We start from the raw sequence: 22,638 nt of genomic DNA, 5'->3' as shown, positions 1-22,638 counted from the left end.
GGCTCACGAGAAGGCTCCGAAGGCGAAGCGGGCCCGCTCCTCCCAGGGCCCGCCGAGATAGCGCCACAGCAGCAATCCGGGTGCGGCGAAGCGGAAGGGCGCGAAATCCTGCGCCAGGGCGGCGTGGAGCGCGCGGGCGGTCTCGGGCTTGACCTTGTTCTGCACCGTGACGTGCGGGCGCCAGCCCTGCCGGTCCTGCTCGGTGAGATGCCCCGCGAAGGCGCTGGCGAGCCGGGACCGGAAGCCGGACAGCGCCTCCGATTCGAGCACGTAGGCGACGCCGCGCCCGGTGAAGCGCAGGCCCGTCACCGCCACCTCGGGCGGTCCCTGGGTGCGCGCGAGGCTCGCGATGGTCTCGGCGACGCCGGGCTCCTGCACGCCCGGCAGGTGGTGGAACAGGGTGGCGTGGGCCGGGATCAGGTTGATGGCCTCCGGGAAATGGCGCCGCCGCAGGCCGTCGAAGCGCGCGAAGGTGTCCGCCTCGAAGGCGAGGGTGAGAATCAGCGGATCGGCGGTGGCGTCGGTGCGGGACATCGGACCTGATGATGGCTTTACGAAAGACGGCTTGACGGATGAAAGCCTGGCGGATGCGCCGCCCGAGCCACATAAGACGACGGGGCGGGAGGTCCAGCGCTCCGATCCCGTCGCGGGGCGCGCCGCCGCGGGCTCCGGCGGATCTCAGGTCCCGTACAGCACCCGGGCGGCGGGCAGGTCGCGGGATTCGAGGACCGCATCCATGGCGGCCAACGCGGGAGCCCCGCCTCCGGCTCCGGCCCCGCGGCGCGGTTTCGCTTCGGCGCGGTTTCGCTTCGGCGCGCGCGTGACTAAAGACGGCGCATGTTCGCCAAGCGATGGGATCCGGTGCATGTCGGCCGGGACGGCTGGCTCTTCCTCACGGGGGGCAGCAACCGGGTGATGGACCATTACGGGCACGGGCTCGGCCGCTGGTGGCGGCTGCGTGCGTGGACGCGGCTGATCGAGGCGCGCGCGGCGCGGGCCGCCGGGCTCGGCATCCGCTCCGCCACCCTGATCGTGCCCGAGAAGCTCTCGGTCTACGACAACCTGACCCGGGACCTGCCCTACGATCCCGGCCGCGCCCCGACCCGGGTGCTGGCCCGGCGGCTCGCCCGGAACGCCGCCTATGTCGACCTGCTCCAGCCCTTCCGGGCGGCGCGGGACGGGGCGCCCCTCTACCTGCGCACCGACACGCACTGGTCGGTCGAGGGCTACCTCCTCGCCTACCGGGAGCTGATGCGGGCGCTCGCCGCCGTTCCCCCCGCCGAGATCGGCGCCCGCCCCCGCTTCGAGGCGGAGCGGCTGATGGACCTCGGCGAGAAGGTCCCGGGCCTGCCGCGCGAGAGCGTGAGCCACCTGGTGATCCCGCGCGCCGCCGAGCGCGTCCATGCGGGCCCCCTGGTCGAGGCCTACGAGGCGCAGGGCCGCGCGAGCGAGCTGCATTCCGGCGCCCACGTGGTCTTCCGCAACGCCGATCCCGGCATCGACCGGCGCCGCCTCGTGCTGTTCGGCGATTCCTACGCGCATTTCGCCCCGATCATGCTGACCGGGCTCCTCGCCGAGAGCTTCGCGGAGGTGCACTTCGTCTGGTCGTCGAGCTTCGACTGGGGCTACATCGAGCGGGTGCGGCCGGACCTTCTGGTGTTCGAGCTCGCCGAGCGCTTCCTGGCCCGGGTGCCGCGGGACGATTACGACGTCGCCGCCGCCCGCCTCGCCGGGACGGCCGGGCCGGCGGGGGCCGGGACCCGGGCCGAGCCGGCCTGAACGACGGCGCCCGGTCCATCTCGGGCCGCCCGGTCCATCTTGGGCCGCCCGGCCTCAGTCGAGTTGCTGACCGAGTTCGCCGTTCTCGATGGCGACGCCGACCTGATCCCGCAGGAAGCTGTCCGGGGTCAGCGCGATGCCGAGCACGAAGGCGAGGAGCACCGCCACGCAGGCGAGGGCGACCGTCACCTGATCGGCCCGCCGCTGCTGGGTGTGGATGACGAGGCATCCCGCCGTGAACACGGCGGCTTCGGCGATGGGCATCACGAAGGTTACGGCCAAGGCGAACGGTCTCCGGATTTGGTCGAACCCCGACGAAAAAAAGGGAGCGCCGTTTCCGACGCACCCGAGATGGAGGTACCCGCCCCCGAAGCCGAGGCGGGCAACCGCGAGCTTATGCCAAGTCCATCGCCGGGCAAGATCACAAACTGAATACACTCAAGGTTGTGTTCAATCGGTCGCACATCCGTCGGGAAGCGGACCCGGGGCGGCCCCGAGGGGCTTTCCGCGCCGTCGGACACGCCCATTTCACCTGGGCGCGACCCGGGCGGACGGGATCGGGCCCGGAACGGGTCGCGCACCGGAGAGGGAAGGTCTGGGGCGATGGGATTGCTCGTCGACGGGGTCTGGCAGGACCAGTGGTACGACACGAAGTCGACCGGCGGCCGGTTCGAGCGCAAGCAATCCGCGTTCCGCAACTGGGTGACGCGGGACGGGGCCGCCGGCCCCTCCGGCGAGGCGGGCTTCCCGGCGCGGGCCGGGCGCTACCACCTCTATGTCTCGCTCGCCTGCCCCTGGGCCCACCGCACCCTGATCGTGCGGGCGCTGAAGGGCCTCGAGGAGGCGGTCTCCGTCTCGGTGGTGGACCCGCATATGGGGAAGGCGGGCTGGGTCTTCGGCGACAGCCCGGGGGCGACGCCCGACACCCTCAACGGCGCCGCCCGTCTCTACGAGGTCTACGTCCGGGCCGACCCGCATTATACCGGCCGCGTCACCGTGCCGGTGCTCTGGGACAAAGACCGGGCCACGATCGTCTCGAACGAATCGGCCGAGATCATCCGGATGCTCAACGACGCCTTCGCGGGCGCGGGGCCGGACCTCTATCCCGAGGATCTGCGCCCGACGATCGACGCGCTCAACGCGCGGGTCTACGACCGGGTCAACAACGGGGTCTACAAGGCGGGGTTCGCCACCAGCCAGGCGGCCTACGCGGAGGCCTTCGGGGCGCTGTTCGCCGAGCTCGACGCCCTCGAGGCGCGCCTCGATGCGGGGCGCTACCTCTGCGGCGCCCGCCTGACCGAGGCCGACATCCGCCTGTTCACCACCCTGGTGCGCTTCGACCCGGTCTATGTCGGGCACTTCAAGTGCAACCGGCAGCGCATCGCCGACTACCCGAACCTCTCGCACTACCTGCGCGACCTCTACGCCCTGCCGGGCGTGGCCGGGACCGTGAACCTGACCCATATCAAGCGCCACTATTACGAGAGCCACCCGACCATCAACCCGACCGGCATCGTGCCGCTGGGCCCCGCCCTCGACCTCGCCGCCCCGAACGACCGGGCGCTGCGCTTCGGAGCTTAAGCGTCGCAGCCCCCCGCCCCGGCCTCGACGGGGGCCGCCCACGCCATAGATGCAGGCCGATAACCAAAACGGACGCCGTCCGTGACGGACGCCATCGAACGGACACCATGACGACCCACGCCCTCCCCCGCCTCGCCATCCTGCTCGCCCTCGTGTCCGCGGCCCTCGCGGCGAGCGCCGGCGCGGCGCGCGCCCAGGCCGCGGTCAGGCTCGAGGGCAGCTGCTCCCGGCTCGTGATCGCCGGCCAGGATCTCAGCGGCGCCTGCGCCGGCACGCTGATGAACACCGTGGCGCGCACCCGCACGAGCTTCGATTTCGCCGCCAGGGACGGCCAGACCCTGAGCTTCAGCGGCACCGGCTCGCAGCAGGAGCGCACCGAGGAGACCGACCCGCTCCAGCCGATCAACCTCGTGATCCCGGGCCGGAAGACCCCGGAGGGCGTGGTGCAGAACCCCGTGCTGGCGGTGGGCGCCTGCCGGTTCACGAACCCGGAGCCGGGCAAGACCGAGATCGCCTGCGAGGCGAATTCCGCCGAGAAGGGGGCCTTCGCGGCGACGTTCCTGACGGAGACCAGGCCGGCCCCCGGCGCGCCGAAGCCCTGACCCCGGGTTTTTTGCGCGCTCCGCCCGGGTGGAAGGCGGTGGAGCGCGACGGAAACGGGGTGGTCAGGCCCTCGCCCGGACCCCATGTAAGCCTCGCGATTTCTTGAGTAGCCCTGCGCATTTGCCAACGGCCGTTGCCGCGAGGATCCGATGCTGAACGACGCCCCCGTGCCCGGCGCCCCTTCCGGCGGCGCAACCGCCAACCTGATCAGGGACACGACCACCGCGAGCTTCCGCCAGGACGTCATCGCGGAATCGATGAACCGCCCGGTCCTGGTGGATTTCTGGGCGCCCTGGTGCGGGCCCTGCAAGCAGCTCACCCCCGTCCTGGAGAAGGCCGTCACGGCGGCCGGCGGCAAGGTCGTGCTCGCCAAGATGAACATCGACGAGCACCCCTCGATCGCGGGCCAGCTCGGCATCCAGTCGATCCCCGCGGTGATCGCCTTCCAGCAGGGCCAGCCCGTGGACGGGTTCATGGGGGCGGTGCCGGAGAGCCAGGTGAAGAGCTTCATCGAGCGCCTCGCCGGCCCCGCCGGCCCGAGCCCGATCGAGGAGCTGATGGCGGAGGCGGGCGTGGCGCTGGCGGAGGGCGACCTCGCGGGCGCCTCCGAGCTCTACGCCGCCGTCCTCGGGCAGGAGCCCGACAACGTCCCGGCGCTGGCCGGCCTCGCCAAGATCCAGCTCGACGCGGGCGAGCTGGAGAACGCCAAGCAGGTGCTCGCGATGGTGCCGGAGGCCAAGGCCAACGATCCGGGCCTCGCCGGCATCCGCGCCGCCATCGAGCTCGCCGAGCAGGCGGCCTCCCTCGGGGACCTCGCGGGGCTCCAGGCCCAGGTCTCGGCGGACCCGGACGCGCACCAGGCCCGCTTCGACCTGGCGCTCGGCCTCAATGGCCGGGGCGAGCGGACGCAGGCGGTCGACCACCTGATCGAGATCCGCCGGCGCGACAAGGATTGGAACGACGACGGCGCGCGCAAGCAGCTGCTGCAGTTCTTCGAGGCCTGGGGGCCGATGGATCCCGACACCATCCGCGGGCGGCGCAAGCTCTCCACATTGCTGTTCGCCTGACGCCCGGTTCGGGCAGGGGGAGATGAGATGAGCACTCATGCGGGCTACAAGGGTCCGGCGGATTGCCCAGCCGTGATTCCGGTCTTCCCCCTTCCCGGCGCGCTCCTGCTGCCGCGGGGCCAGATGCCGCTGAACATCTTCGAGCCGCGCTACCTCGCGATGGTCGACGATGCCCTGCGCACGGACCGCATCATCGGGATGATCCAGCCGGACGCGGAGGGCGGCGGCTCGCCGATGGTGCCGCGGCTCTACCGGGTCGGCTGCGCCGGCCGCGTCACCCAGTTCGCCGAGACCGGCGACGGGCGCTACCTGATCTCGCTCACCGGCATCAGCCGCTTCCGGGTCGAGAGCGAGCTCGCCACCACCACGACCTACCGCCGCTGCCAGGTCTCCTACGACGCCTTCGCGGCGGATTTCGAGGCGCGGGCGGGGGAGGAGGCGGTGGACCGGGAGGGCGTGCTGCGGGCGCTGCGCGACTTCGTCGAATCGAACGAGCTGCAGGTCGACTGGGCCGGGATCGAGGAGGCGCCGAACGAGGCCCTCGTCAACGCGCTCTGCATGATGAGCCCCTTCGGGGTGCGCGAGAAGCAGGCGATGCTGGAAGCCGCCGACCTGAAAATCCGCGCGGAGGTCTTGATCGCGGTGACCGAGATGGAGTTGGTGCGCGGCACGGGTTCCGAGCCGACGCTCCAATAGCCCGCGAAGCCCCCCCGCAGAGGCGACCGCCATGTCCGACGACTTTCCCGCCGCCATCGAGGCGACCCGGGTCGACCCCAAGCTCCTCGAGCTCCTGGTCTGCCCGCTCACCAAGGGCACCCTCGAATACGATGCCGGCCGCCAGGAGCTGATCAGCCGCTCGGCCAAGCTCGCCTACCCGATCCGCGACGGCATCCCGATCATGCTGCCGGAAGAGGCCCGCCCCCTGGTCGATTGAGGCGGGCGGCCCCCGGGGAGAGCCGGCCCGCAGGCGTCAGTCGCAGCGCTCGCGCCGCACGCTGGTCGAGGAGCCGTCCTCCTCCGTGCGCGTGACCGTCCTGGTCTCGCAGCCGCCCTCGCGCTCCACCGGCACCACCCGCCGCTCGACCACCGTCGGCTCGCGCTCGATCACTACGGCGCGCGGGGGCGCCTCTCGCTCGATGATGGTGGTCTGGGCGGCGGCGGGCCCGGCGAGGGCCGCGAGCGTCGCGGCGGCGAGGATGAGGCGCATCGGTTTCTCCTGAGCGTGTTTCGCGAAGTCGTCGGAGAAACGGTGCGACGAGCGTAGCTGTTCCACAGTCGCGGCGCATCGTCCAGACGAGCAACCCGAGAGAAAACTCCAGGGAAACACGCTCGCACCGCCAAGCTCGACGGTTCCCGACTGCGGGTGTCGTGGCGCACGGCGCGTCATATTCTTGCCGCTTCCGTCCAATATTCGGACTCCATTCACATCACATCGGGCATTCAGGGCTCGAATTCGAAATCCGGCTGCCCAACCAACGGGTCGGCCGCAGCGCCGTATTGGTCCGAAGGGGGTCGTATGTTGAAGGTTGTCACGGTCGTCGCACTCGCGGCCGGTCTCGTCGCACCGGCACCCGCGGGCGCGGCGGAGGCGGTGCCGTCGCGCAGCTTCAACGGCACCTGGTCGGTCGAGCTCGTCACCGAGAGCGGCCTCTGCGACAGCCGCTACAATTACGCCGTGTCGGTGCAGGAGGGGAACGTGCGCCTCGTCTCGGGCTCCGACGCCGCCACCCGCATGAGCGGGCGGGTCGGGTCGGACGGCACCGTCGGCCTCAGCGTCTCGAACGGCTCGGCGAGCGGTGCGGTGTCGGGCCGGCTCCAGGCCCGCTCCGGCGGCGGCACCTGGAAGGTCTCGGCCCTCTGCTCCGGCCGCTGGACGGCCCGGCGCCAGGGCGCGCAGGTCGCCCAGGCCGAGTAGCCGCCGAGTCGCGCCGGCCTCAGGCCGCGCTGGCGAGCCAGCTGCGCGCCTCGTCGATACGGGCGCGCTCGAACACCTTGATCTGGGCCGGCGAGACGAAGCTGAAGGTCTCCGCCACCACCTTGAGCCACTGCGCGTCGGTGACGAGCGCCACGTGGCTCACGCCCTTCATCATCTGCAGGCCGAAGCGCGGATCCTTGAAGAAGGCCGCGGGCTCCATGCCCTGGAAGGCCCGGATGTCCTCCAGAAGCTTGATCTTGCCGCCCTTGTCGAGATCGGCCTGCATCGCCGTCATCACGGCGTTCATCTCCTCGTCCGTGATCTTTCCGTCGACGACGATCTCGGCGATGGTGGAATCCGGCTTCTTCTCGTAGCTCAGCACGTCAGCGCTCCTCATGGGTCGTCGCGTCGGGGGTCGTCGCGTCCGGGGCCGTCTGGGGAGGATTGCGCTCCCACGCGACCACTCATCCTATAAAATGCGCGGCGGGTCGATCTCCACCATGCGGTGTGTAACTAGATAAGGTTACACGCCCGGGATGATCGCGCGTGTCCGCAGCAAGGCTCGCAAGCGGTTCTGGACGCGCAGCGATGCGGCGGGGCTTCGGGCGAATTGGGTCGACCGGATCGAGCGGCAATTGACGCTCCTCGAACAGGCGCAGGTCCCGGAGGACATGAACGTGCCCGGCTACGGGTTCCATGCCCTCGCGGGCGGCATGGCCGGACGCGACGCCGTAGCCGTAGCCGTAGCCGTATCCCGCAATTGGCGCCTGACCTTCGGGTTCGAGGGGCAGGACGCCATCGATGTCGATCTGGAGGATTATCATGGCCGATGAGCCGATCCGCCGCGATCCCGGGCGGCCGCCCGTCCATCCCGGCGCGATCCTCCGGGAGGACGTGCTCCAGGGCCTCGGGATCACCGTGAAGGCGATGGCCCTGCGGCTCGGGCGGTTCTGCGGCAACGGACCGGGCGTCTGGTTACGGATGCAGGGCGCCCACGACCTCTGGCAAGCCGAGCGGGCGCTCGGCGCGGAACTCGCGAAGATCCCGACGCGCGGCGCCGCGGCCTGAGCCGTCAGAGGAAGCTCTGCGGATCGACGTCGATCGTGACCTTGACGTTGCCGCGCACCTTCGGCCCGCGGGCGAGCCAGTCGCGCAGGTAGGCCTGGAGGTCGATCGCCCGCTCGGTCTTCACCAGGAGGCGGAAGCGCCAGCGGCCGCGGATCAGGGCTAGTGGCGCCTCGGCGGGGCCGAGCACCATCGCGCCGAGCGGCGGCTCGGCAGCGCGGGCGAGCGCCTGCCCGTGGGCCTCGGCCACCTCCCGCTCGTTGGCCGAGACGATGAGGGCCGCGAGGCGCCCGAAGGGCGGCAGGCCGGCGAGCTCGCGGGCGCCGATCTCCTCCTCGTAGAAGCGCTCGGCATCGCCCGACAGGAGCGCGGCGATGACCGGGTGCTCGGGCTGGTAGGTCTGGACCAGGGCCCGCCCCGGCCGCTCGCCCCGGCCGGCCCGGCCGGTGACCTGCTGCAGCAGCTGGAAGGTGCGCTCGGCCGCCCGCGGATCGCCCGAGGTCAGGCCGATATCGGCGTCGAGCACGCCCACCAGCGTCAGGTGCGGGAAGTTGTGCCCCTTGGCCACGAGCTGCGTGCCGATGACGATGTCGCACGCGCCCCGCGCCACCATCTCGAGCTCGGCCCGGAGGCGCTCGGCGCCCCCGGGGAAGTCGCTCGACAGGACGACGACGCGCTGCTGCGGGAACAGCTCGGCCACCTCCTCGGCGATGCGCTCGACGCCGGGGCCGCAGGGGGTGAGGTGCTCGAAGGCGCCGCAGGCGATGCAGGCCTCGGGCTTGCGCTCGGCGTAGCCGCACTGGTGGCAGACCAGCGCCCGGCGGAAGCGGTGCTCCACCAGCCAGGTCGAGCAGTTGCGGCACTGGTAGCGGTGGCCGCAGGCCCGGCACAGGGTCAGGGGGGCGTAGCCGCGCCGGTTGAGGAACAGCAGCGACTGCTCGCCCGCCGCGAGGTTGTGCTTCAGGGCGTGGATCATCGGCGGGGCCAGGAAGCGGCCGCGCTCGGGCTTGTCGAGGCGCATGTCGATCGCCCGGATGTCGGGCAGGCGGCGCCCGCCGAAGCGCTCCGGCAGGGTGACGTGGCGGTAGCGCCCGCGGGCGGCGTTGACCCGGGTCTCGATCGAGGGCGTGGCGGAGGCGAGCACCACCGGGCAGCCCTCGAGGCGCCCGCGCACCACCGCCATGTCGCGGGCGTGGTAATGCACCCCGTCCTCCTGCTTGTAGGCGGATTCGTGCTCCTCATCGACGACGATGAGGCCGAGCCGGGCGAAGGGCAGGAACAGGGCCGAGCGGGCGCCGACCACCACCCCGATCCCGCCTCCCGCCACGCCCGCGCGGATGCGCTCGCGGCGCTTGCCGCCGATGCCCGAATGCCAGGCGGCGGGGCGCACGCCGAAGCGCGCCGCGAAGCGGTCGAGGAACTGCGCCGTCAGGGCGATCTCGGGCATCAGGATCAGGGCCTGGCGCCCGGCGCGCACGCATTCGGCCACCGCCTCGAAATAGACCTCCGTCTTGCCCGAGCCCGTGACGCCCTCGAGCAGCGTCGCGCCGGGATCGCCCTCGGGGGGCAGGAGCGCGGCGGCGGCCCGGGCCTGCGCCTCCGAGAGGGGCAGGCGGGGATGGTCGGGGTCGGGGGGGAGCGCCACGGGCTCGGGCTCGAGGGCCACCGCCTCCAGCGCACCGTCGTCGATCAGGCCATCCACCACGCCGAGCGAGACGCCGGCCTCCTTGGCGAGCGCGCTCTTGCCCCGCAAGGTCCCGTCCGCCGCCGCGGCCAGCACCTTGGCGCGGGCCGGCGTCGTCCGGGCCGGGGGCTTGCCCGTGGCCCGGACCCCGACCCGCGCGGATTCGCGGGCGGCGGCCTCGTCGGGCAGGCGCAACGCCATGGCGAGGGCCGATCCCTTCGGCGCCAGGGTGTAGCGGGCGAGCCAGTCGACGAGGCGCCGCAGGGGCTCGGAGAGGGGCGGCACCGCGAGCCGCCCGGTGACGGGCCGCAGGTTCGAGCCCCCGGGGCTCTCGGCGAGCGCCCAGACGACGCCGACGGTCTCGCGGGGGCCGAGCGGCACCTGCACGACGTCGCCCTCCGCCAGGGCGAGGCCCGCCGGCACGGCGTAGCTGTAGGCCGTGTCGATGGCCAGCGGGATCAGGATCTCGGCGGTGACGGGCATGGATGCTGCTGGGATTTCGGACGCGGCTGGGATTTCGGACGCGGCGGGACCGTGAGGCCTGCGCTTCGTGAGCGGTTTGTTCTATATATGGACGACAGACGTTCGCCAGAACGGCACTGTTCCGCTCATGGTTGCGGGGGCAATCGGTACGCCAGCGGCACGGCGAGCAGGCTCAGGGCCGCCATCGCCCAGAAGGCGTGCGCCCCGTAGGCCGCGAAGAGGGGACCGGCCGCGAGGGTGACGGCCGCCCCCGCGAGGCCGAGCCCGACGGTGCCGTAGAGGGTCAGGGCCGTGGCGCGCAACCGGGGCGGCACCACCCGCTCGATCAGGCCGAGGCAGGCGAGGTGCAGGAGCGCGAAGCTCAGCCCGTGCAGGAGCTGCACCGCGGCGAGCCAGGGCAGCGCCGTCGTCCCGGCCATGACGGCCCAGCGCAAGGCCCCCGCGAGGGCCGCCAGGACCAGGCCGCCGCGCAGCCCGATCCGGGCGAGCAGCCAGGGGCCGGCGAGGAGGAACACCAGCACCTCGGCGGCCACCGCCTCCGACCAGAGCAGGCCCGCGGCCCCGGCCCCGATCCCGGCGCCGCGCCAGAGGAGCATCGCGAAGGCGTCGTGCAGCGCGTGCGCCCCGATCACCAGGGCCGCGACCAGGACGGTGCGCCGGAAGGCCGGCTGGCGCAGGAGCTCGGCGAAGCCCTGCCACGGGCCGGAGACGGGCATGCCTTCGGGCTCCCTCCCCGGCGCCCCGGCGGGCAGGAAGCCGGCGGCGAGCCCGGTGGCGAGGAACAGGAGGCCGCCCGTCACCAGCGCCGCCGCGAGGCCGTAGGCCGCGATCAGCGCGCCGACGAGGCTCGTCGCGCCGATGAAGGCGGCCGAGCCCGCCCCCCGCACCCATCCGTACTCGAAGGCCCGGCCGCCCCCCGCGGCGGCGAGCGCCAGGGCGTCGGCGAGGGGCGCCAGCGGGGCGGTCGCCACCGCGTAGGCGAGCCCGAGGGCGAGCAGCGCCGGGAAGCCGTGGCCGGCCAGATGCGCCAGGGCCGCGACCCCGGCGAGCCCCGCTCCCAGCGCAAGGATCGGCCGCGCCGCGCCCCGCCGGTCGGCCGCGCGCCCGGCGAGGGGCCCGGCCACGAGGCGCGTCAGGGTCGCGCCCGAGAGCACGAACCCGATCTCGGTGGGCGACAGGCCGCGCGCGGCGAGCACGTTCGGCAGCACCGGCGACAGGCTGCCATAGGCCCCGTAGAGGGCGCCGTAGAGCAGGAGGAAGCGGGCGAGCCCGCCCGCCGCACCTGCCGCTCCGCTGCCCCCGATCCGCCCCATCCCCGAGGCTTAGAGCATCGGGCGGGGCTCGCGTCCAACGGCAGGGATCGGCGCCCCCGTCCGAGGGCGCCCCCGCATTGCCTCGCGCCGTCCATGCGCTATGGACCGGCGCCATGTCCACGCCGAATGCCCCCACGCCGAATGCCCCCGCGCCGCCCGCCCCGGCGATCGCCGCCCCCGCCGACGCGGACGCGCCGGCCCGCCTGGCGCTGTCCGGGATCGGCTGCCGGTTCGGGCCAGTGCGTGCCCTCGATCGCGTCTGCCTGACCGCGTGGCCCGGCGAGATCCTCGGCCTCCTGGGGGATTCCGGCTGCGGCAAGAGCACCCTGCTGCGGATCGTGGCGGGGCTGGAACGCCCCGACCGCGGCGAGATCCGGTTCGACGGGCGCCGGATCGATCCCGAGACGCCCCCCGAAGCGCGGGGCGTCGGGCTGATGTTCCAGGACTACGCCCTGTTCCCGCACCTGAGCGTCGCCGAGAACGTGCGCTTCGGCCTCAACCGCCTGCCCCGGCGCGAGGCGGAGGGCATCGCGGCGGCGCGCCTGGCGCAGGTCGGCCTCGGGCACCGGGCGGCCAGCTATCCCGGGACCCTCTCGGGGGGCGAGGGGCAGCGGGTGGCGCTCGCCCGCGCGCTGGCGCCAGGCCCGCGCATCCTCCTCCTCGACGAGCCGTTCTCGAACCTCGACCGGCGCACCCGCGACCGGGTCCGGGCCGACACCCTCGCGGTGGTGCGGGCCGCCGGCACCACGACGCTCCTCGTCACGCACGATCCCGAGGAGGCCCTCGCCTTCTGCGACCGCATCGCCCTGATGCGGGACGGGCGCGTGGTCCAGGCCGGCACCGGGGCGGACCTCTACGAGCGCCCCGTCTCGCGCTTCGCCGCCCGCTTCTTCGGCGACCTCGTGGAGATGCCGGGCCGCTGCCGGGGCGGGCGGGTCGACACCCCCTTCGGCCCGCTGCCGGCGCCGGGCCTCCCGGAGGCCGCGCCCGCGCGGGTCTGCCTGCGCCCGGAGGCGATCCGCCTCGGCCCCGCCGGCGCGGGCCTGACGGGGCGCGTCCTCGGCCGCCGCTTCCTCGGGGCCGAGGCCCGCCTCGCGATCGCGGTCGAGGGCCTCGCCGAGCCCCTCGTCCTCGCGGTCCCGGCCGAGGACGCGCGCCGGGCCGGCGACGCCGTGGGTCTGTGCCGCAAGGATGCCGGCACGTTTATTTTTGCGGACGAGCCGGATTAAAATCGCGACAGTGCCGGCAAGACGGGATCTTCGCGGATTTCCGGCGTTATTGTTTTTAATTGTAATAACTCTAAGACTTCGCGCTTGCATTTCCGGCCGCGATCCGCCTTGAACCTTGCCACAACACGTGCGGAGAGAGGCGTCATGTCGGGTCGGGTCATGTCTGGTCGGGTCTCGTCTGGTCGAGGCCTGCGGGATCTCATGGGGAGCGCCGGGCTGATGCTCGCCCTGGCGCTCGGCGCCGCCGGGGCCGAGGCCGCGGAGGTCAACCTCTACACCACCCGCGAGCCGGGCCTGATCCGCCCGCTCCTCGATGCCTTCACGGCCAGGACCGGCACCACGGTGAACACCGTCTTCGTCGAGAAGGGCCTCGCCGAGCGCGTCGCCGCCGAGGGCGCCCGCGCCAATGCCGACGTGCTGATGACGGTCGATATCGGCAACCTCGTCGACATCGTGGACCGGGGCCTCGCCCAGCCGGTGCAATCCGCCGCCCTCGAGGCCGCCGTCCCGGCCGCGCTCCGCGACGGCGAGGGCCGCTGGTTCGCCCTCTCGACCCGGGCCCGCGTGGCCTACGCGGACGCCAAGGACCTCGCCGACCTGACGGCGCTGACCTACGAGGACCTCGCCGACCCGAGATGGAAGGGCAAGCTCTGCCTGCGCTCGGGCCAGCACCCCTACAACACGGCGCTGATCGCCCATCACCTCGTCAAGCACGGGGCGGAGAAGACCGAGGCGTGGCTGCGCGGCGTCAAGGCGAACCTCGCCAAGAAGCCCGCGGGCGGCGACCGGGACGTCGCCCGCGACATCCTGGCGGAGAGCTGCGAGCTCGGCCTCGGCAATTCCTACTATGTCGGGCTGATGCGCTCCGGCCGCGGCGGCCCCGAGCAGCAGAAGTGGGGCGAGGCGATCCGGGTGGTGCTGCCGACCTTCTCGGGCGGGGGCACCCACGTCAACGTCTCGGGCGCGGCGGTGGCCAGGAATGCCCCGAACAAGGCCGAGGCCGTCAAGCTCCTCGAATACCTCGTCTCGGACGAGGCCCAGGGCCTCTACGCCAAGACCGACTACGAGTACCCGGTCAAGGCCGGCGCCCCCGTCGACCCGCTCCTGACCGCCCTCGGCCCGCTGACCATCGACACCGTCCCGGTCGCCGAGATCGCCCGCAACCGCAAGGCCGCGAGCCTCCTCGTCGACAAGGTCGGCTTCGACCAGTGAACCGCCCGCCGCCATGACCGCACCGGTGCCGAGCGCAGGGCCGCCCGCGCGACCGGACGAGGACGCGCGCCCGCCGACGCCCCGGAGTGACGATGCGGCGCGGATGGCGGCGCCCCACCTCTCCCGTCCGGGAGAGGTCGCGTGCGCGGAACGCGCACCGGGTGAGGGATACGACCTCTCCGGACAAGGCGCCTCCCTCACCCCAACCCTCTCCCGGCCGGGAGAGGGGGCCGGTCGCGGTGCCCACGCCCCGGAACGGCAGGGCGCAGCGCCCCACCTCTCCCGTCCGGGAGAGGTCGAGTGCGCGGCACGCGCACCGGGTGAGGGATGCGACATATCCGGAGAGCGCGCACCCCTCACCCCAACCCTCTCCCGCACGGGAGAGGGGGCCGGTCGCGGTGCCCACGCCCCGGAACGGCAGGGCGGAGCGCCCGACCTCGCCCGCACACGACAGGGGGCGCGTCGTGCGAGCCTCCCCTGGGCTCTCGCGGCGCTGGCCCTGTGCGGGCTCGTGCTCAGCCCGCTGGTGTCGCTGGCGCTCGAGGCGCTGCAGGGGTCGGGCGAGCTCTGGCCGCATCTCCTCGCCTACGTGCTGCCGCAGGCCCTGGCGCAGACCGCGGGGCTGCTCCTCGGGGTCGGCCTCGTGGTGACGGTGACCGGCACCGGCACGGCCTGGCTCGTGGCGGCCTACGAGTTCCCGGGGCGGCGCCTCCTCGAGGTCGGGCTGCTGCTGCCGCTCGCGGTGCCGACCTACATCGTGGCCTACGCCTATCTCGACCTGCTGCACCCGCTCGGGCCGGTGCAGGGGGCCTTGCGCGCGCTGCTCGGCCTGGCGCGCCCGCGCGACCTGTCCTTCCCGGAACTGCGCTCGCTGCCGGGCTGCATCCTGCTCCTCGGCTTCGTGCTCTACCCCTACGTCTACCTGCCGACCCGGGCCCTGTTCCTGATGCAGGCCGGGAACCTGATCGAGGCCGCCCGAACCCTCGGCCGGGGCCCGGCGGGCGTCTTCGCCCGGGTGGCGCTGCCGCTGGCGCGGCCCGCCATCGCGCTCGGGGTGAGCCTCGCCCTGATGGAGGCCCTGAACGACATCGGGGCGGCCGAGTTCCTGGGGGTGCGCACCCTGACGGTCCAGGTCTACGCCACCTGGGTCAACCGGCAGGACCTCGCGGGGGCGGCCCAGATCGCCCTGGTGATGCTCGTCGTGGTGGTCGGCCTCGTGGCGGCCGAGCGCTGGGCCCGGCGCGGGCGCGGCTTCGCGGGCGCGGCCCAGCGCCCCCGCACCCTGGCGCGCCGGCCGCTGCGCGGCGCGCAGGCGGGCCTCGCCCTGGCGCTTTGCCTCGCCCCCGTCGCCCTCGGCTTCCTGATCCCGGCCGCCTACCTCGCCCAGGCGGCGTTCGGCCGCATCGCCCGCACCGGCCTGCCCGAGCGCCTGCCCGGGGAGATCCTCAGCACGATCCTGTACGCCGGCACCGCGACCCTGATCGCCGGGGCGGTGGGCTTCCTCGTGGCGGCGAGCCCCCGGCTGCTGTCGCGCCGCCTCGGCCCCGGGCTGATCCGGGTCGCGAGCCTCGGCTACGCCCTGCCCGGGACCATCCTGGCGATCGGCCTCCTCGGGCCCCTGGCGCTGGCCGATTCGGCCGTCGCCGCCGCCGCGACGGCGATGTTCGGGGCCGCCCCCGCGCTGATCGGGCTCGGCACCGGCGGCGCCCTCGTGGTCGCCTACCTCGTGCGCTTCCTCGCGGTGGCGATCGGCACCTGCGAGGCCGGCCTCGCGCGGGTGCCCGGCAGCCTGCCGGACGCCGCGCGCCTCCTCGGCCGCGGGCCCCTGTCCACCCTCGCCCGGGTGCAGCTGCCCCTGACCTGGCCGGCCCTGATGAGCGGCGCGCTCCTGGTCTTCGTCGACTGCGTCAAGGAGCTGCCCGCGACGCTCCTGCTGCGCCCCCTCAACGTCGAGACCCTGGCGACGCACCTCTACGGCGAGGCCGCGCGGGGCACCTACGAGGACGGCACCGTGGCGGCGGCCCTGATCGTGCTGGTCGGGCTCATCCCCGTGGCGGTGCTGCTGCGGCTCGGCGGGCGCGAGGCCCGCGCCTGAGGCTCAGGCGCGGTCCGGGCCGGGAGACGCGCGGCGGGTCGAGCCCCGCAGGACGGGGCGCCCGCTCAGCACCACCTTGCGCACCGGCTGGTCGGGGGCCTTCAGGCGGTCGAACAGCAGGCGCATCGCCTGCGCGCCGATCTCCGCCACGGGCTGCTCGATCACCGTGAGGCCGGGGTCGACGAGGTCGGTCCAGGGCTCGTTGTCGAAGCCCGCCAGCGCCAGCGCCCCGGGCACCGGGAGCGCGCGGGCGCGGGCGGCCCGCAGCGCCCCCATCAGGATCAGGCCGTTCGAGAGGACCAGGGCCTCCGGCCGCCCGGGCTCGCCGAGCCAGCGCGTCGCCTCGGCCTCGGCGGCGGCCGCGTTCGGCAGCACCGCGCGGCCGGCGGGCGCGAGGCCGTGGCGGGCCATCGCGGCCTCGTAGCCGGCCCGGCGCTCCTGCGCGGTGGAGCTCGTCGAGCCGAACAGGCCGCCGATCCGCCGGAACCCCTGCTCAACCAGATGGTCGACGAGCGCGGCCGCCGCCGCCGCGTTGTCGAGCACGACGCTGTCATGGGCGCCGGGGGGCCCGGCCCGGTCGATGAACACCACCGGGAAGTCGATCTCGGCGGCGCGCAGCTCCTTGGCGGTGGCCCGGGTCGGCGCGAAGATCACCCCGGTGACGCGCTCCTCCTGCATCAGCCGCAGGTACATCGCCTCGCGGGTCGGATCCTCGTCGGTGTTGCACAGGATCACCCGCATCCCGGCCTGGTAGGCCGCATCCTCCACCGCGCGGCTGACCGCCGTGAAGAACGGGTTGCGGATGTCGGCCACGATCAGCCCGATCGTCTGGGTCGATTGCGAGCGCAGCCGCCGGGCCGAGAGGTTCGGCCGGTAGCCGGTCGCCCGCACCGCCGCCTCGACCTGCTCGCGCAGGGCGTCGCTCACCGGCCCGCGCCCGAGGGCGCGCGAGACCGTCGCGGTCGAGACGCCCGCCGCCCGGGCCACATCGCGGATGCCGACACTCATGGGACGGGAAACGTTTGCAGGCTCATACGAGGAGTTGTGGCACGCGCCGCGCAGGGCGGCAAGCCTTCACGGATGCGTGACCACGATGATCGGTTGACACAAATACTGAAAACGTTTTCAGTGGCCACAACAACGAATCCGACACTCCGCCGGGAGGAGCACGCCATGCTCGCACCGACACCGCTTCTGACGCCCCGCCTCCTCGTCCGCACGGCGACCGCGCCGAAGGACAAGGACTCCGCCATCCGCGAGGCGGCGCAGCTCCTGATCGCGGCCGGCTGCATCGACCCGGCCTACGGCGACAGCATGCTGCGCCGGGAGGAGGTGGCGAACACCTATCTGGGCCACGGCGTCGTCATCCCGCACGGCATGGTCGACGACCGCCACCTCGTCAGCGAGAGCGGGCTCGCGGTGCTGCAGGTCCCCGCGGGCATCCCCTGGCACGACGGCCAGATGGCGCATCTCGTCGTCGCCATCGCGGCCCAGTCCGACACCCACATCACGGTGCTGCGCCGCCTCACCCGCCTGATCCAGGACGAGGCCCGCCTCGAGCGCCTGCGCACCACGACCCGCCAGGAGGACATCGCCGAGGCGCTGAGCGAGGACGCGGCGGCCCCGAGCCCGTCCGGCCCGGCGAGCGACCTGCGCCAGCGCTTCGACTGGAGCGTCGACTACCCGACCGGGCTCCACGCCCGCCCCGCCGCCCACTGGGTCGAGACCGCGCGCGCCTGCCCGGCCCGAATCCAGGTCCGCCACGGCAGCCAGGTGGCGGATGCCAAGAACCTGATCGCCCTGCTGCAGCTCGGCCTGCATTGCGGCGACGGGATCGTGATCTCCACCGAGGGCGACGACGAGGCCGGCGCGCTCGCCCGGATGTGCGCCGCGGTCACCGCGCTCAGCGCCGGCGAGAAGGCGGCGGCCCAGCGCGCCGCGGAGGCCGCCGCCCGGGCCAGCGCGCCGGTGGCGGGCTGGAACCCGGCCGACGCCCCCCGCATCCTGCCCGGCATCGGCGCGAGCCCGGGCATCGCCATCGCGCCGGTCCACGTCCTGGCCGCCACCGAGGTCGCGGTGCCGGACGAGCCCGAGCCCCTGACGAGCGGCGGCGACCGGCTGCACGCGGCCCTCGCCGCGACCGGGGACCAGCTCCGGGCGCTCGCCGACGACACCGAGCGGCGCCTCGGCAAGGCCGATGCGGGCATCTTCCGGGCGCAGGGCGAGCTCATCGCCGACACCGACCTGATCACCCTCGCCTGCCAGCTCATGGTGGAGGGCCACGGCGTCGCCTTCGCGTGGAACCGGGCGGTGGAGCGCCTCGCCGGCCAGCTCTCGGCGCTGGGAAACCCGGTCCTGGCCGGCCGCGCCGCCGACCTGCGCGACGTCGGCCGCCGGGTGCTGGCGCAGATCGACCCGGCCCTCAAGAGCGGGCACGACCTGCCGGACCAGCCCTGCATCCTGATCGCCCCCGACCTCGCCCCCTCGGACACGGCCGGGCTCGACCCGGCCCGGGTGATCGGCCTCGCCACCGCCCAGGGCGGGCCGACCTCGCACACCGCGATCCTGGCGCGCACGCTCGGCATCCCCGCCATGGTGGCGGGGGGCGCCGGCCTGCTCGGGCTGCGCAACCACGCCACCGCGATCCTCGACGGCACCACGGGGCGCCTCTACCTCGACCCGAGCCCGGCCGACATCGCCTCGGCGGCGGAGTGGCGCGAGCGCCAGCGCGCGAAGGCCGAGGCGGAGGCCCGCGAGCGGGCGCTGCCGGCCCGCACCCGCGACGGGCACGCCGTGGCGATCGGCGCCAACGTCAACAACCCCGAGCAGGTCCCCTTCGCCCTCGACCAGGGGGCCGAGGGCGTCGGCCTGATGCGCACCGAGTTCCTGTTCCTGGAGCGGGGCGACACGCCGAGCGAGGACGACCAGTTCGAGACCTACCGCGCCATGCTGCGGGCCCTCGACGGCCGTCCCCTGATCGTGCGCACCCTCGATATCGGCGGCGACAAGCAGGTGGCGCACCTGCAGCTCCCCAGGGAGGAGAACCCCTTCCTCGGGGTGCGAGGCGCCCGCCTGCTCCTGCGCCGCCCGGACCTGATGGAGCCGCAGCTGCGCGCCCTCTACCGGGCCGCCCGGGACTGCGTCGCCGCGGGGGCGCCGACCGGCAAGGACGCGCCGCTCTCGATCATGATGCCGATGATCACCTCGGTGCCGGAGGTCCTGCGCCTGCGCGAGACCTGCGAGCGCATCCGCCGCGCGGTCGGCGCGCCGCCGGTGCCCCTCGGCATCATGATCGAGGTGCCGGCGGCCGCGATCCAGGCCGACATGCTCGCCCGCCACTGCGACTTCTTCTCGATCGGCACCAACGACCTGACCCAGTACGCCCTGGCCATCGACCGCCAGAACACCGAGCTGGCGCCGGAGGCCGACAGCCTGCACCCGGCGGTGCTGCGGCTGATCCACATGACCTGCGAGGGCGCGGCCCGGCACAAGCGCTTCGTCGGCGTCTGCGGCGGCCTCGCGGGAGACCCCTTCGGGGCGGGCCTGCTCGCCGGCCTCGGCGTCCACGAGCTCTCGATGACGCCCCGCGACCTGCCCGGCGTCAAGGCGCGGCTGCGGGCCTCCGAGATGGCGGAGCTGAAGGCGCTCGCCGCCCGGGCCTGCGCCCAGGAGGATGCCGCCGCGGTGCGCGCCCTCGACGGAGGTCTCGCGTGAGCGCCGTCGTCACCCTCACCCTCAACCCGGCGATCGACCAGACCGTCACCCTGGCCCGGCTCACCCCGGGGGCGGTGCACCGGGCCTCCGCGGTGCGCAACGATGCCGGCGGCAAGGGCGTCAACGTCGCCTGCTGCCTCGCCGATTGGGGCGTGCCGGTCGCCGCCACCGGCATCCTCGGCCAGGACAACGCCGCGCCCTTCGAGCAGCTGCTCCTCCAGAAGGGCATCGACGACCGCTTCGTCTGGATCCCGGGGGAGACCCGCACGAACCTCAAGCTCCTCGACGAGAGCCGCGGCGACACCACCGACGTGAACCTGCCGGGCCTCGCCATCAGCCCCGGCACCCTCGACGCGGTGCGGGCGGTGCTCGCCGACATGACGGCGCCGGGGGCCCTCGCGGTGCTCGCCGGCAGCCTGCCCCGCGGGGTGCCGCCGGAGGTCTATGCGGGCCTCGGCGACCTCCTCAAGGCGCGGGGCGCCCGCGTGGTGCTCGATGCCTCCGGGCCGGCCCTCGCGGTCGCGCTCGCGGCGGCCCCCGCGGCGCTGCCCTACGCGATCAAGCCGAACCGGCACGAGCTGGAGGACTGGGCGGGGCATCCCCTCGCGACGCTCCCCGAGGTGGTGACGGCGGCCCGGGCGCTGCAGGCCCGCGGCATCCCCCTCGTGGTGGTCTCCCTCGGGCCTGAGGGCGCGCTGTTCGTCAGCGCCACCGAGATGCTGCACGCGCAGCCGCCCGCCCTGCGGGTCGCCAGCACGGTGGGCGCGGGCGATGCCCTGGTGGCCGGGCTCGTGGCCGGGCTCCATGCCGGCGCGCCCCTGCCCGACGTGGCCCGCCTCGCCCTCGCCTTCGCGGCCGGAAAGCTCACCCAGCCCGGGGCCAACCTGCCCGGGCGCGACACCGTGCGGGCGCTCGCCGAGACCATCCGGATCGAGGCCGTGGCGCCGTGAGGCGCGCCGCGCCCGCGGCCTGAGGCCCCCGGCCGCCCCCGCGAAACATCCGAAAAACCCCGAGGAGAACACCATGGCACAGCTGCTGGCGGTGGTGGGAGGCGGCGACCTCTCGACCCATGCGGTGCTCGCCGTCGAGGCCCTGCGCAAGGCGGCGGGGCGGCGCAACCAGCCGATCGCGCTGGAATTGCGCGGCCCCGGCACGAGCGGCAACCCGCTGCCCGATTCCGCGATCCGCGGCGCCGAGGCGGTGCTGCTCGTCGGCTCCGGCGATCTCGGCGAGGGCCGCTTCGGGGCGCTGCGCCGGGCCAGGGTCGCGATCGAGGAGGTCCTGACCGACGTCAACGCGGTGATCGACCGGGTCCTCGGCGGCGCCGGCGAGGCGCCCACCGGCGGGACGGCCACCGGAGGGGAGCCTGCCGGGGCGCCCGCCGGTGCGGCGGCCCCGGCCCGGATCGTGGCCATCACCTCCTGCCCGACCGGCATCGCCCACACCTTCATGGCGGCCGAGGGCATCCAGAGCGCCGCCACCGCGCTCGGCCACGCCGTGCGCGTCGAGACCCAGGGATCGGTCGGCGCCCGCGACGCCCTGACGCCGGCCGAGATCGCGGCGGCCGACCTCGTGCTGATCGCGGCCGATACGGGGGTCGACCGGGGGCGCTTTGCCGGCAAGCGGGTCTACGCCACCACCACCAAGGCGGCGATCCGGGACGGCAAGGGCCTGATCGCCACGGCCCTCGCGGAGGCGCGCCCGCAGGCGGCCGAGGCGGAGGCCGAGGGGCCGGCGCGTCCGGCGGCGGCCGAGCGGAAGGCCGGCGCCTACAAGCACCTGATGACCGGCGTCTCCTTCATGCTGCCCTTCGTGGTGGCGGGCGGCCTGCTGATCGCCCTCGCCTTCGCGTTCGGGGGCATCGACGCCATGGCGCCCGGCAATGCCGGCACCCTCGGCTACGCCCTCGGCGAGATCGGCGCCAAGGGCGCCTTCGCGCTGATCGTGCCGGCGCTCGCGGGCTACATCGCCTACTCGATCGCGGACCGGCCCGGCATCGCGCCCGGCATGATCGGCGGCATGCTGGCGGCGAACCTCCAGGCGGGCTTCCTCGGCGGCATCGCGGCGGGCTTCATCGCCGGCTACACCGTCTCGTTCCTCAACCGGCACATCCGGCTGCACCGGAACCTCGAGGGGCTCAAGCCCGTCCTGATCCTGCCCCTGCTCGCCACCCTCGTGACCGGGCTGCTGATGGTCTACGTCGTCGGCGTGCCGGTGGCGGCGGTCCTGACGGCGCTGACCGGCTGGCTCCGGGGCATGCAGGGCGCGAGCGCGCTGGTGCTCGGCCTCGTGCTCGGCGGCATGATGGCGGTCGACATGGGGGGCCCGATCAACAAGGCCGCCTACGCCTCCTCGGCCGCCCTGATCGCCTCGGGCGTCACCGCCCCGATGGCCGCCGTGATGATCGGCGGCATGACCCCGCCGCTCGGCATCGCCCTCGCGACCCGGCTCTTCCCCAACCGCTTCAGCAAGCCCGAGCGCGAGGCCGGGGGTGCGGCGGCCGTCCTCGGCGCGGCCTTCATCACCGAGGGGGCGATCCCCTTCGCGGCGGCGGACCCGCTCCGGGTCATCCCCGCGATGGTGGCGGGCTCGGCCATCGCCGGCGCCCTCGCGCTCAGCCTCGGGGTCGAGCTGAAGGTGCCCCATGGCGGCCTGTTCGTGCTGCCGATCCCGAACGCGGTGACGAACGTCGCCGGCGCGGTGATCGCCCTGGTGGCCGGCACGGTCGTGACCGCCCTGCTGGTCGGCCTCCTCAAGAAACGCGCCGTCTGAGGGAAACCGGACACGGACAGGGATCCGCCGCCCGGTCTAGTCTTGCGAATACAAGTCTATCGCCCGGGCTTTGAGCAACTTTTATTCAAGTTCCGGCAATATCCGCGACTCGGCGCAGATCGGGTC

Annotated in this window: 22 protein-coding genes; 15 read left to right on the top strand and 7 right to left on the bottom strand. The window is 73.9% G+C overall.

Annotation, left to right across the window (positions count from 1 at the left end):
- Positions 1-3: 3 nt before the first annotated feature.
- Positions 4-534, bottom strand: a complete 531-nt coding sequence (locus F6X51_RS17115) for a 2'-5' RNA ligase family protein (protein WP_150964891.1) — start codon at positions 532-534, stop codon at positions 4-6.
- A gap of 303 nt (positions 535-837) precedes the next feature.
- On the opposite strand from F6X51_RS17115, the gene F6X51_RS17110 reads away from it, so the two are divergent.
- On the top strand, positions 838-1,779 hold the full coding sequence (locus tag F6X51_RS17110; RefSeq protein WP_150964890.1) for an alginate O-acetyltransferase AlgX-related protein: 942 nt from the start codon (positions 838-840) through the stop codon (positions 1,777-1,779).
- Between the two features lie 54 nt (positions 1,780-1,833).
- On the opposite strand, the gene F6X51_RS17105 is transcribed toward F6X51_RS17110, so the two are convergent.
- Entirely contained in the window at positions 1,834-2,061 is a 228-nt protein-coding gene (locus F6X51_RS17105) for a hypothetical protein (RefSeq protein ID WP_246696854.1), read from the bottom strand.
- Between the two features lie 321 nt (positions 2,062-2,382).
- Between F6X51_RS17105 and F6X51_RS17100 the strand changes: the two genes are divergently transcribed.
- From F6X51_RS17100 to F6X51_RS17080, 5 genes are all read left to right on the top strand, one after another.
- Positions 2,383-3,360, top strand: a complete 978-nt coding sequence (locus tag F6X51_RS17100; protein ID WP_150964889.1) for a glutathione S-transferase family protein — start codon at positions 2,383-2,385, stop codon at positions 3,358-3,360.
- A gap of 107 nt (positions 3,361-3,467) precedes the next feature.
- On the top strand, positions 3,468-3,962 hold the full coding sequence (locus F6X51_RS17095; RefSeq protein ID WP_150964888.1) for a hypothetical protein: 495 nt from the start codon (positions 3,468-3,470) through the stop codon (positions 3,960-3,962).
- A gap of 150 nt (positions 3,963-4,112) precedes the next feature.
- Positions 4,113-5,030, top strand: coding sequence for a thioredoxin (trxA, locus tag F6X51_RS17090; protein WP_150964887.1), 918 nt, complete (start codon positions 4,113-4,115; stop codon positions 5,028-5,030).
- Positions 5,031-5,057: 27 nt separating this feature from the next.
- Positions 5,058-5,726, top strand: a complete 669-nt coding sequence (locus F6X51_RS17085; RefSeq protein ID WP_150964886.1) for an LON peptidase substrate-binding domain-containing protein — start codon at positions 5,058-5,060, stop codon at positions 5,724-5,726.
- Positions 5,727-5,757: 31 nt separating this feature from the next.
- A complete protein-coding gene (locus F6X51_RS17080; RefSeq protein ID WP_150964885.1) occupies positions 5,758-5,964 on the top strand; it encodes a Trm112 family protein in 207 nt (68 codons plus the stop codon).
- A 36-nt stretch (positions 5,965-6,000) separates the two neighbouring features.
- Here the strand turns inward: F6X51_RS17080 and F6X51_RS17075 are convergent, their stop codons facing one another.
- Positions 6,001-6,237: a hypothetical protein gene (locus tag F6X51_RS17075; protein ID WP_150964884.1), complete on the bottom strand. Its 237-nt coding sequence runs from the start codon at positions 6,235-6,237 to the stop codon at positions 6,001-6,003.
- Positions 6,238-6,546: 309 nt separating this feature from the next.
- Between F6X51_RS17075 and F6X51_RS17070 the strand changes: the two genes are divergently transcribed.
- Positions 6,547-6,945 carry a hypothetical protein gene (locus tag F6X51_RS17070; protein ID WP_150964883.1) on the top strand — a complete coding sequence of 133 codons (399 nt, stop codon included), beginning with the start codon at positions 6,547-6,549 and terminating at the stop codon, positions 6,943-6,945.
- A 19-nt stretch (positions 6,946-6,964) separates the two neighbouring features.
- Here the strand turns inward: F6X51_RS17070 and F6X51_RS17065 are convergent, their stop codons facing one another.
- Positions 6,965-7,327 (bottom strand): SpoIIAA family protein, encoded by a 363-nt coding sequence (locus tag F6X51_RS17065; RefSeq protein WP_150964882.1) that lies wholly within the window; start codon positions 7,325-7,327, stop codon positions 6,965-6,967.
- A gap of 154 nt (positions 7,328-7,481) precedes the next feature.
- On the opposite strand from F6X51_RS17065, the gene F6X51_RS17060 reads away from it, so the two are divergent.
- A complete protein-coding gene (locus tag F6X51_RS17060; RefSeq protein WP_150964881.1) occupies positions 7,482-7,778 on the top strand; it encodes a type II toxin-antitoxin system RelE/ParE family toxin in 297 nt (98 codons plus the stop codon).
- Positions 7,768-8,013 carry a helix-turn-helix transcriptional regulator gene (locus tag F6X51_RS17055; RefSeq protein WP_150964880.1) on the top strand — a complete coding sequence of 82 codons (246 nt, stop codon included), beginning with the start codon at positions 7,768-7,770 and terminating at the stop codon, positions 8,011-8,013. Before F6X51_RS17060 ends, F6X51_RS17055 begins: the two co-directional genes overlap by 11 nt.
- Before the next feature lie 4 nt (positions 8,014-8,017).
- Here F6X51_RS17055 and F6X51_RS17050 read toward each other — a convergent pair whose 3' ends face one another.
- Both F6X51_RS17050 and F6X51_RS17045 read right to left on the bottom strand, forming a co-directional pair.
- Complete coding sequence (locus F6X51_RS17050) at positions 8,018-10,177, bottom strand: primosomal protein N' (protein WP_150964879.1); 2,160 nt, start codon at positions 10,175-10,177, stop codon at positions 8,018-8,020.
- A gap of 125 nt (positions 10,178-10,302) precedes the next feature.
- Positions 10,303-11,490: an MFS transporter gene (locus F6X51_RS17045; protein ID WP_150964878.1), complete on the bottom strand. Its 1,188-nt coding sequence runs from the start codon at positions 11,488-11,490 to the stop codon at positions 10,303-10,305.
- 113 nt (positions 11,491-11,603) lie between these two features.
- Between F6X51_RS17045 and F6X51_RS17040 the strand changes: the two genes are divergently transcribed.
- The 3 genes from F6X51_RS17040 to F6X51_RS17030 all read left to right on the top strand — a co-directional run bounded on the left by F6X51_RS17040 (position 11,604) and on the right by F6X51_RS17030 (position 16,026).
- A complete protein-coding gene (locus F6X51_RS17040; RefSeq protein WP_150964877.1) occupies positions 11,604-12,719 on the top strand; it encodes an ABC transporter ATP-binding protein in 1,116 nt (371 codons plus the stop codon).
- A 219-nt stretch (positions 12,720-12,938) separates the two neighbouring features.
- Entirely contained in the window at positions 12,939-13,931 is a 993-nt protein-coding gene (locus tag F6X51_RS17035) for an extracellular solute-binding protein (RefSeq protein WP_407658585.1), read from the top strand.
- Between the two features lie 511 nt (positions 13,932-14,442).
- Positions 14,443-16,026 (top strand): ABC transporter permease, encoded by a 1,584-nt coding sequence (locus tag F6X51_RS17030; protein WP_407658584.1) that lies wholly within the window; start codon positions 14,443-14,445, stop codon positions 16,024-16,026.
- Between the two features lie 3 nt (positions 16,027-16,029).
- On the opposite strand, the gene F6X51_RS17025 is transcribed toward F6X51_RS17030, so the two are convergent.
- The gene (locus tag F6X51_RS17025; RefSeq protein ID WP_150964875.1) at positions 16,030-17,034 is read right to left on the bottom strand and encodes a LacI family DNA-binding transcriptional regulator; all 1,005 of its coding nucleotides are present in this window, start codon (positions 17,032-17,034) and stop codon (positions 16,030-16,032) included.
- Between the two features lie 165 nt (positions 17,035-17,199).
- Here F6X51_RS17025 and ptsP point away from each other — a divergent pair, with 165 nt between their 5' ends.
- The 3 genes from ptsP to F6X51_RS17010 all read left to right on the top strand — a co-directional run bounded on the left by ptsP (position 17,200) and on the right by F6X51_RS17010 (position 22,512).
- Positions 17,200-19,740, top strand: coding sequence for a phosphoenolpyruvate--protein phosphotransferase (gene ptsP, locus F6X51_RS17020; protein ID WP_150964874.1), 2,541 nt, complete (start codon positions 17,200-17,202; stop codon positions 19,738-19,740).
- Positions 19,737-20,690 carry a 1-phosphofructokinase gene (gene pfkB, locus F6X51_RS17015; protein ID WP_150964873.1) on the top strand — a complete coding sequence of 318 codons (954 nt, stop codon included), beginning with the start codon at positions 19,737-19,739 and terminating at the stop codon, positions 20,688-20,690. Before ptsP ends, pfkB begins: the two co-directional genes overlap by 4 nt.
- Positions 20,691-20,763: 73 nt before the next feature.
- Positions 20,764-22,512, top strand: a complete 1,749-nt coding sequence (locus tag F6X51_RS17010; RefSeq protein WP_150964872.1) for a fructose-specific PTS transporter subunit EIIC — start codon at positions 20,764-20,766, stop codon at positions 22,510-22,512.
- Positions 22,513-22,638 lie beyond the last annotated feature (126 nt).

It is taken from the genome of Methylobacterium planeticum (assembly GCF_008806345.1).
GTDB lineage: Bacteria > Pseudomonadota > Alphaproteobacteria > Rhizobiales > Beijerinckiaceae > Methylobacterium > Methylobacterium planeticum.
The sequence above is the reverse complement of the archived record's forward strand: the minus strand, read 5'-3'. Positions and strand labels throughout refer to the sequence as shown.

What these genes read in the sequence shown, in the direction of transcription:
- F6X51_RS17025 (WP_150964875.1), bottom strand. Translation starts at nt 17,034, where the DNA reads ATGAGTGTCGGCATCCGCGATGTGGCCCGGGCGGCGGGCGTCTCGACC.
- F6X51_RS17075 (WP_150964884.1), bottom strand. Translation starts at nt 6,237, where the DNA reads ATGCGCCTCATCCTCGCCGCCGCGACGCTCGCGGCCCTCGCCGGGCCC.
- F6X51_RS17095 (WP_150964888.1), top strand. Translation starts at nt 3,468, where the DNA reads ATGACGACCCACGCCCTCCCCCGCCTCGCCATCCTGCTCGCCCTCGTG.
- F6X51_RS17110 (WP_150964890.1), top strand. Translation starts at nt 838, where the DNA reads ATGTTCGCCAAGCGATGGGATCCGGTGCATGTCGGCCGGGACGGCTGG.
- F6X51_RS17080 (WP_150964885.1), top strand. Translation starts at nt 5,758, where the DNA reads ATGTCCGACGACTTTCCCGCCGCCATCGAGGCGACCCGGGTCGACCCC.
- ptsP (WP_150964874.1), top strand. Translation starts at nt 17,200, where the DNA reads ATGCTCGCACCGACACCGCTTCTGACGCCCCGCCTCCTCGTCCGCACG.
- F6X51_RS17035 (WP_407658585.1), top strand. Translation starts at nt 12,939, where the DNA reads ATGCTCGCCCTGGCGCTCGGCGCCGCCGGGGCCGAGGCCGCGGAGGTC.
- F6X51_RS17085 (WP_150964886.1), top strand. Translation starts at nt 5,058, where the DNA reads ATGAGCACTCATGCGGGCTACAAGGGTCCGGCGGATTGCCCAGCCGTG.
- F6X51_RS17055 (WP_150964880.1), top strand. Translation starts at nt 7,768, where the DNA reads ATGGCCGATGAGCCGATCCGCCGCGATCCCGGGCGGCCGCCCGTCCAT.
- F6X51_RS17050 (WP_150964879.1), bottom strand. Translation starts at nt 10,177, where the DNA reads ATGCCCGTCACCGCCGAGATCCTGATCCCGCTGGCCATCGACACGGCC.
- F6X51_RS17010 (WP_150964872.1), top strand. Translation starts at nt 20,764, where the DNA reads ATGGCACAGCTGCTGGCGGTGGTGGGAGGCGGCGACCTCTCGACCCAT.
- F6X51_RS17060 (WP_150964881.1), top strand. Translation starts at nt 7,482, where the DNA reads ATGATCGCGCGTGTCCGCAGCAAGGCTCGCAAGCGGTTCTGGACGCGC.
- F6X51_RS17045 (WP_150964878.1), bottom strand. Translation starts at nt 11,490, where the DNA reads ATGGGGCGGATCGGGGGCAGCGGAGCGGCAGGTGCGGCGGGCGGGCTC.
- F6X51_RS17115 (WP_150964891.1), bottom strand. Translation starts at nt 534, where the DNA reads ATGTCCCGCACCGACGCCACCGCCGATCCGCTGATTCTCACCCTCGCC.
- F6X51_RS17070 (WP_150964883.1), top strand. Translation starts at nt 6,547, where the DNA reads ATGTTGAAGGTTGTCACGGTCGTCGCACTCGCGGCCGGTCTCGTCGCA.
- F6X51_RS17100 (WP_150964889.1), top strand. Translation starts at nt 2,383, where the DNA reads ATGGGATTGCTCGTCGACGGGGTCTGGCAGGACCAGTGGTACGACACG.
- F6X51_RS17040 (WP_150964877.1), top strand. Translation starts at nt 11,604, where the DNA reads ATGTCCACGCCGAATGCCCCCACGCCGAATGCCCCCGCGCCGCCCGCC.
- trxA (WP_150964887.1), top strand. Translation starts at nt 4,113, where the DNA reads ATGCTGAACGACGCCCCCGTGCCCGGCGCCCCTTCCGGCGGCGCAACC.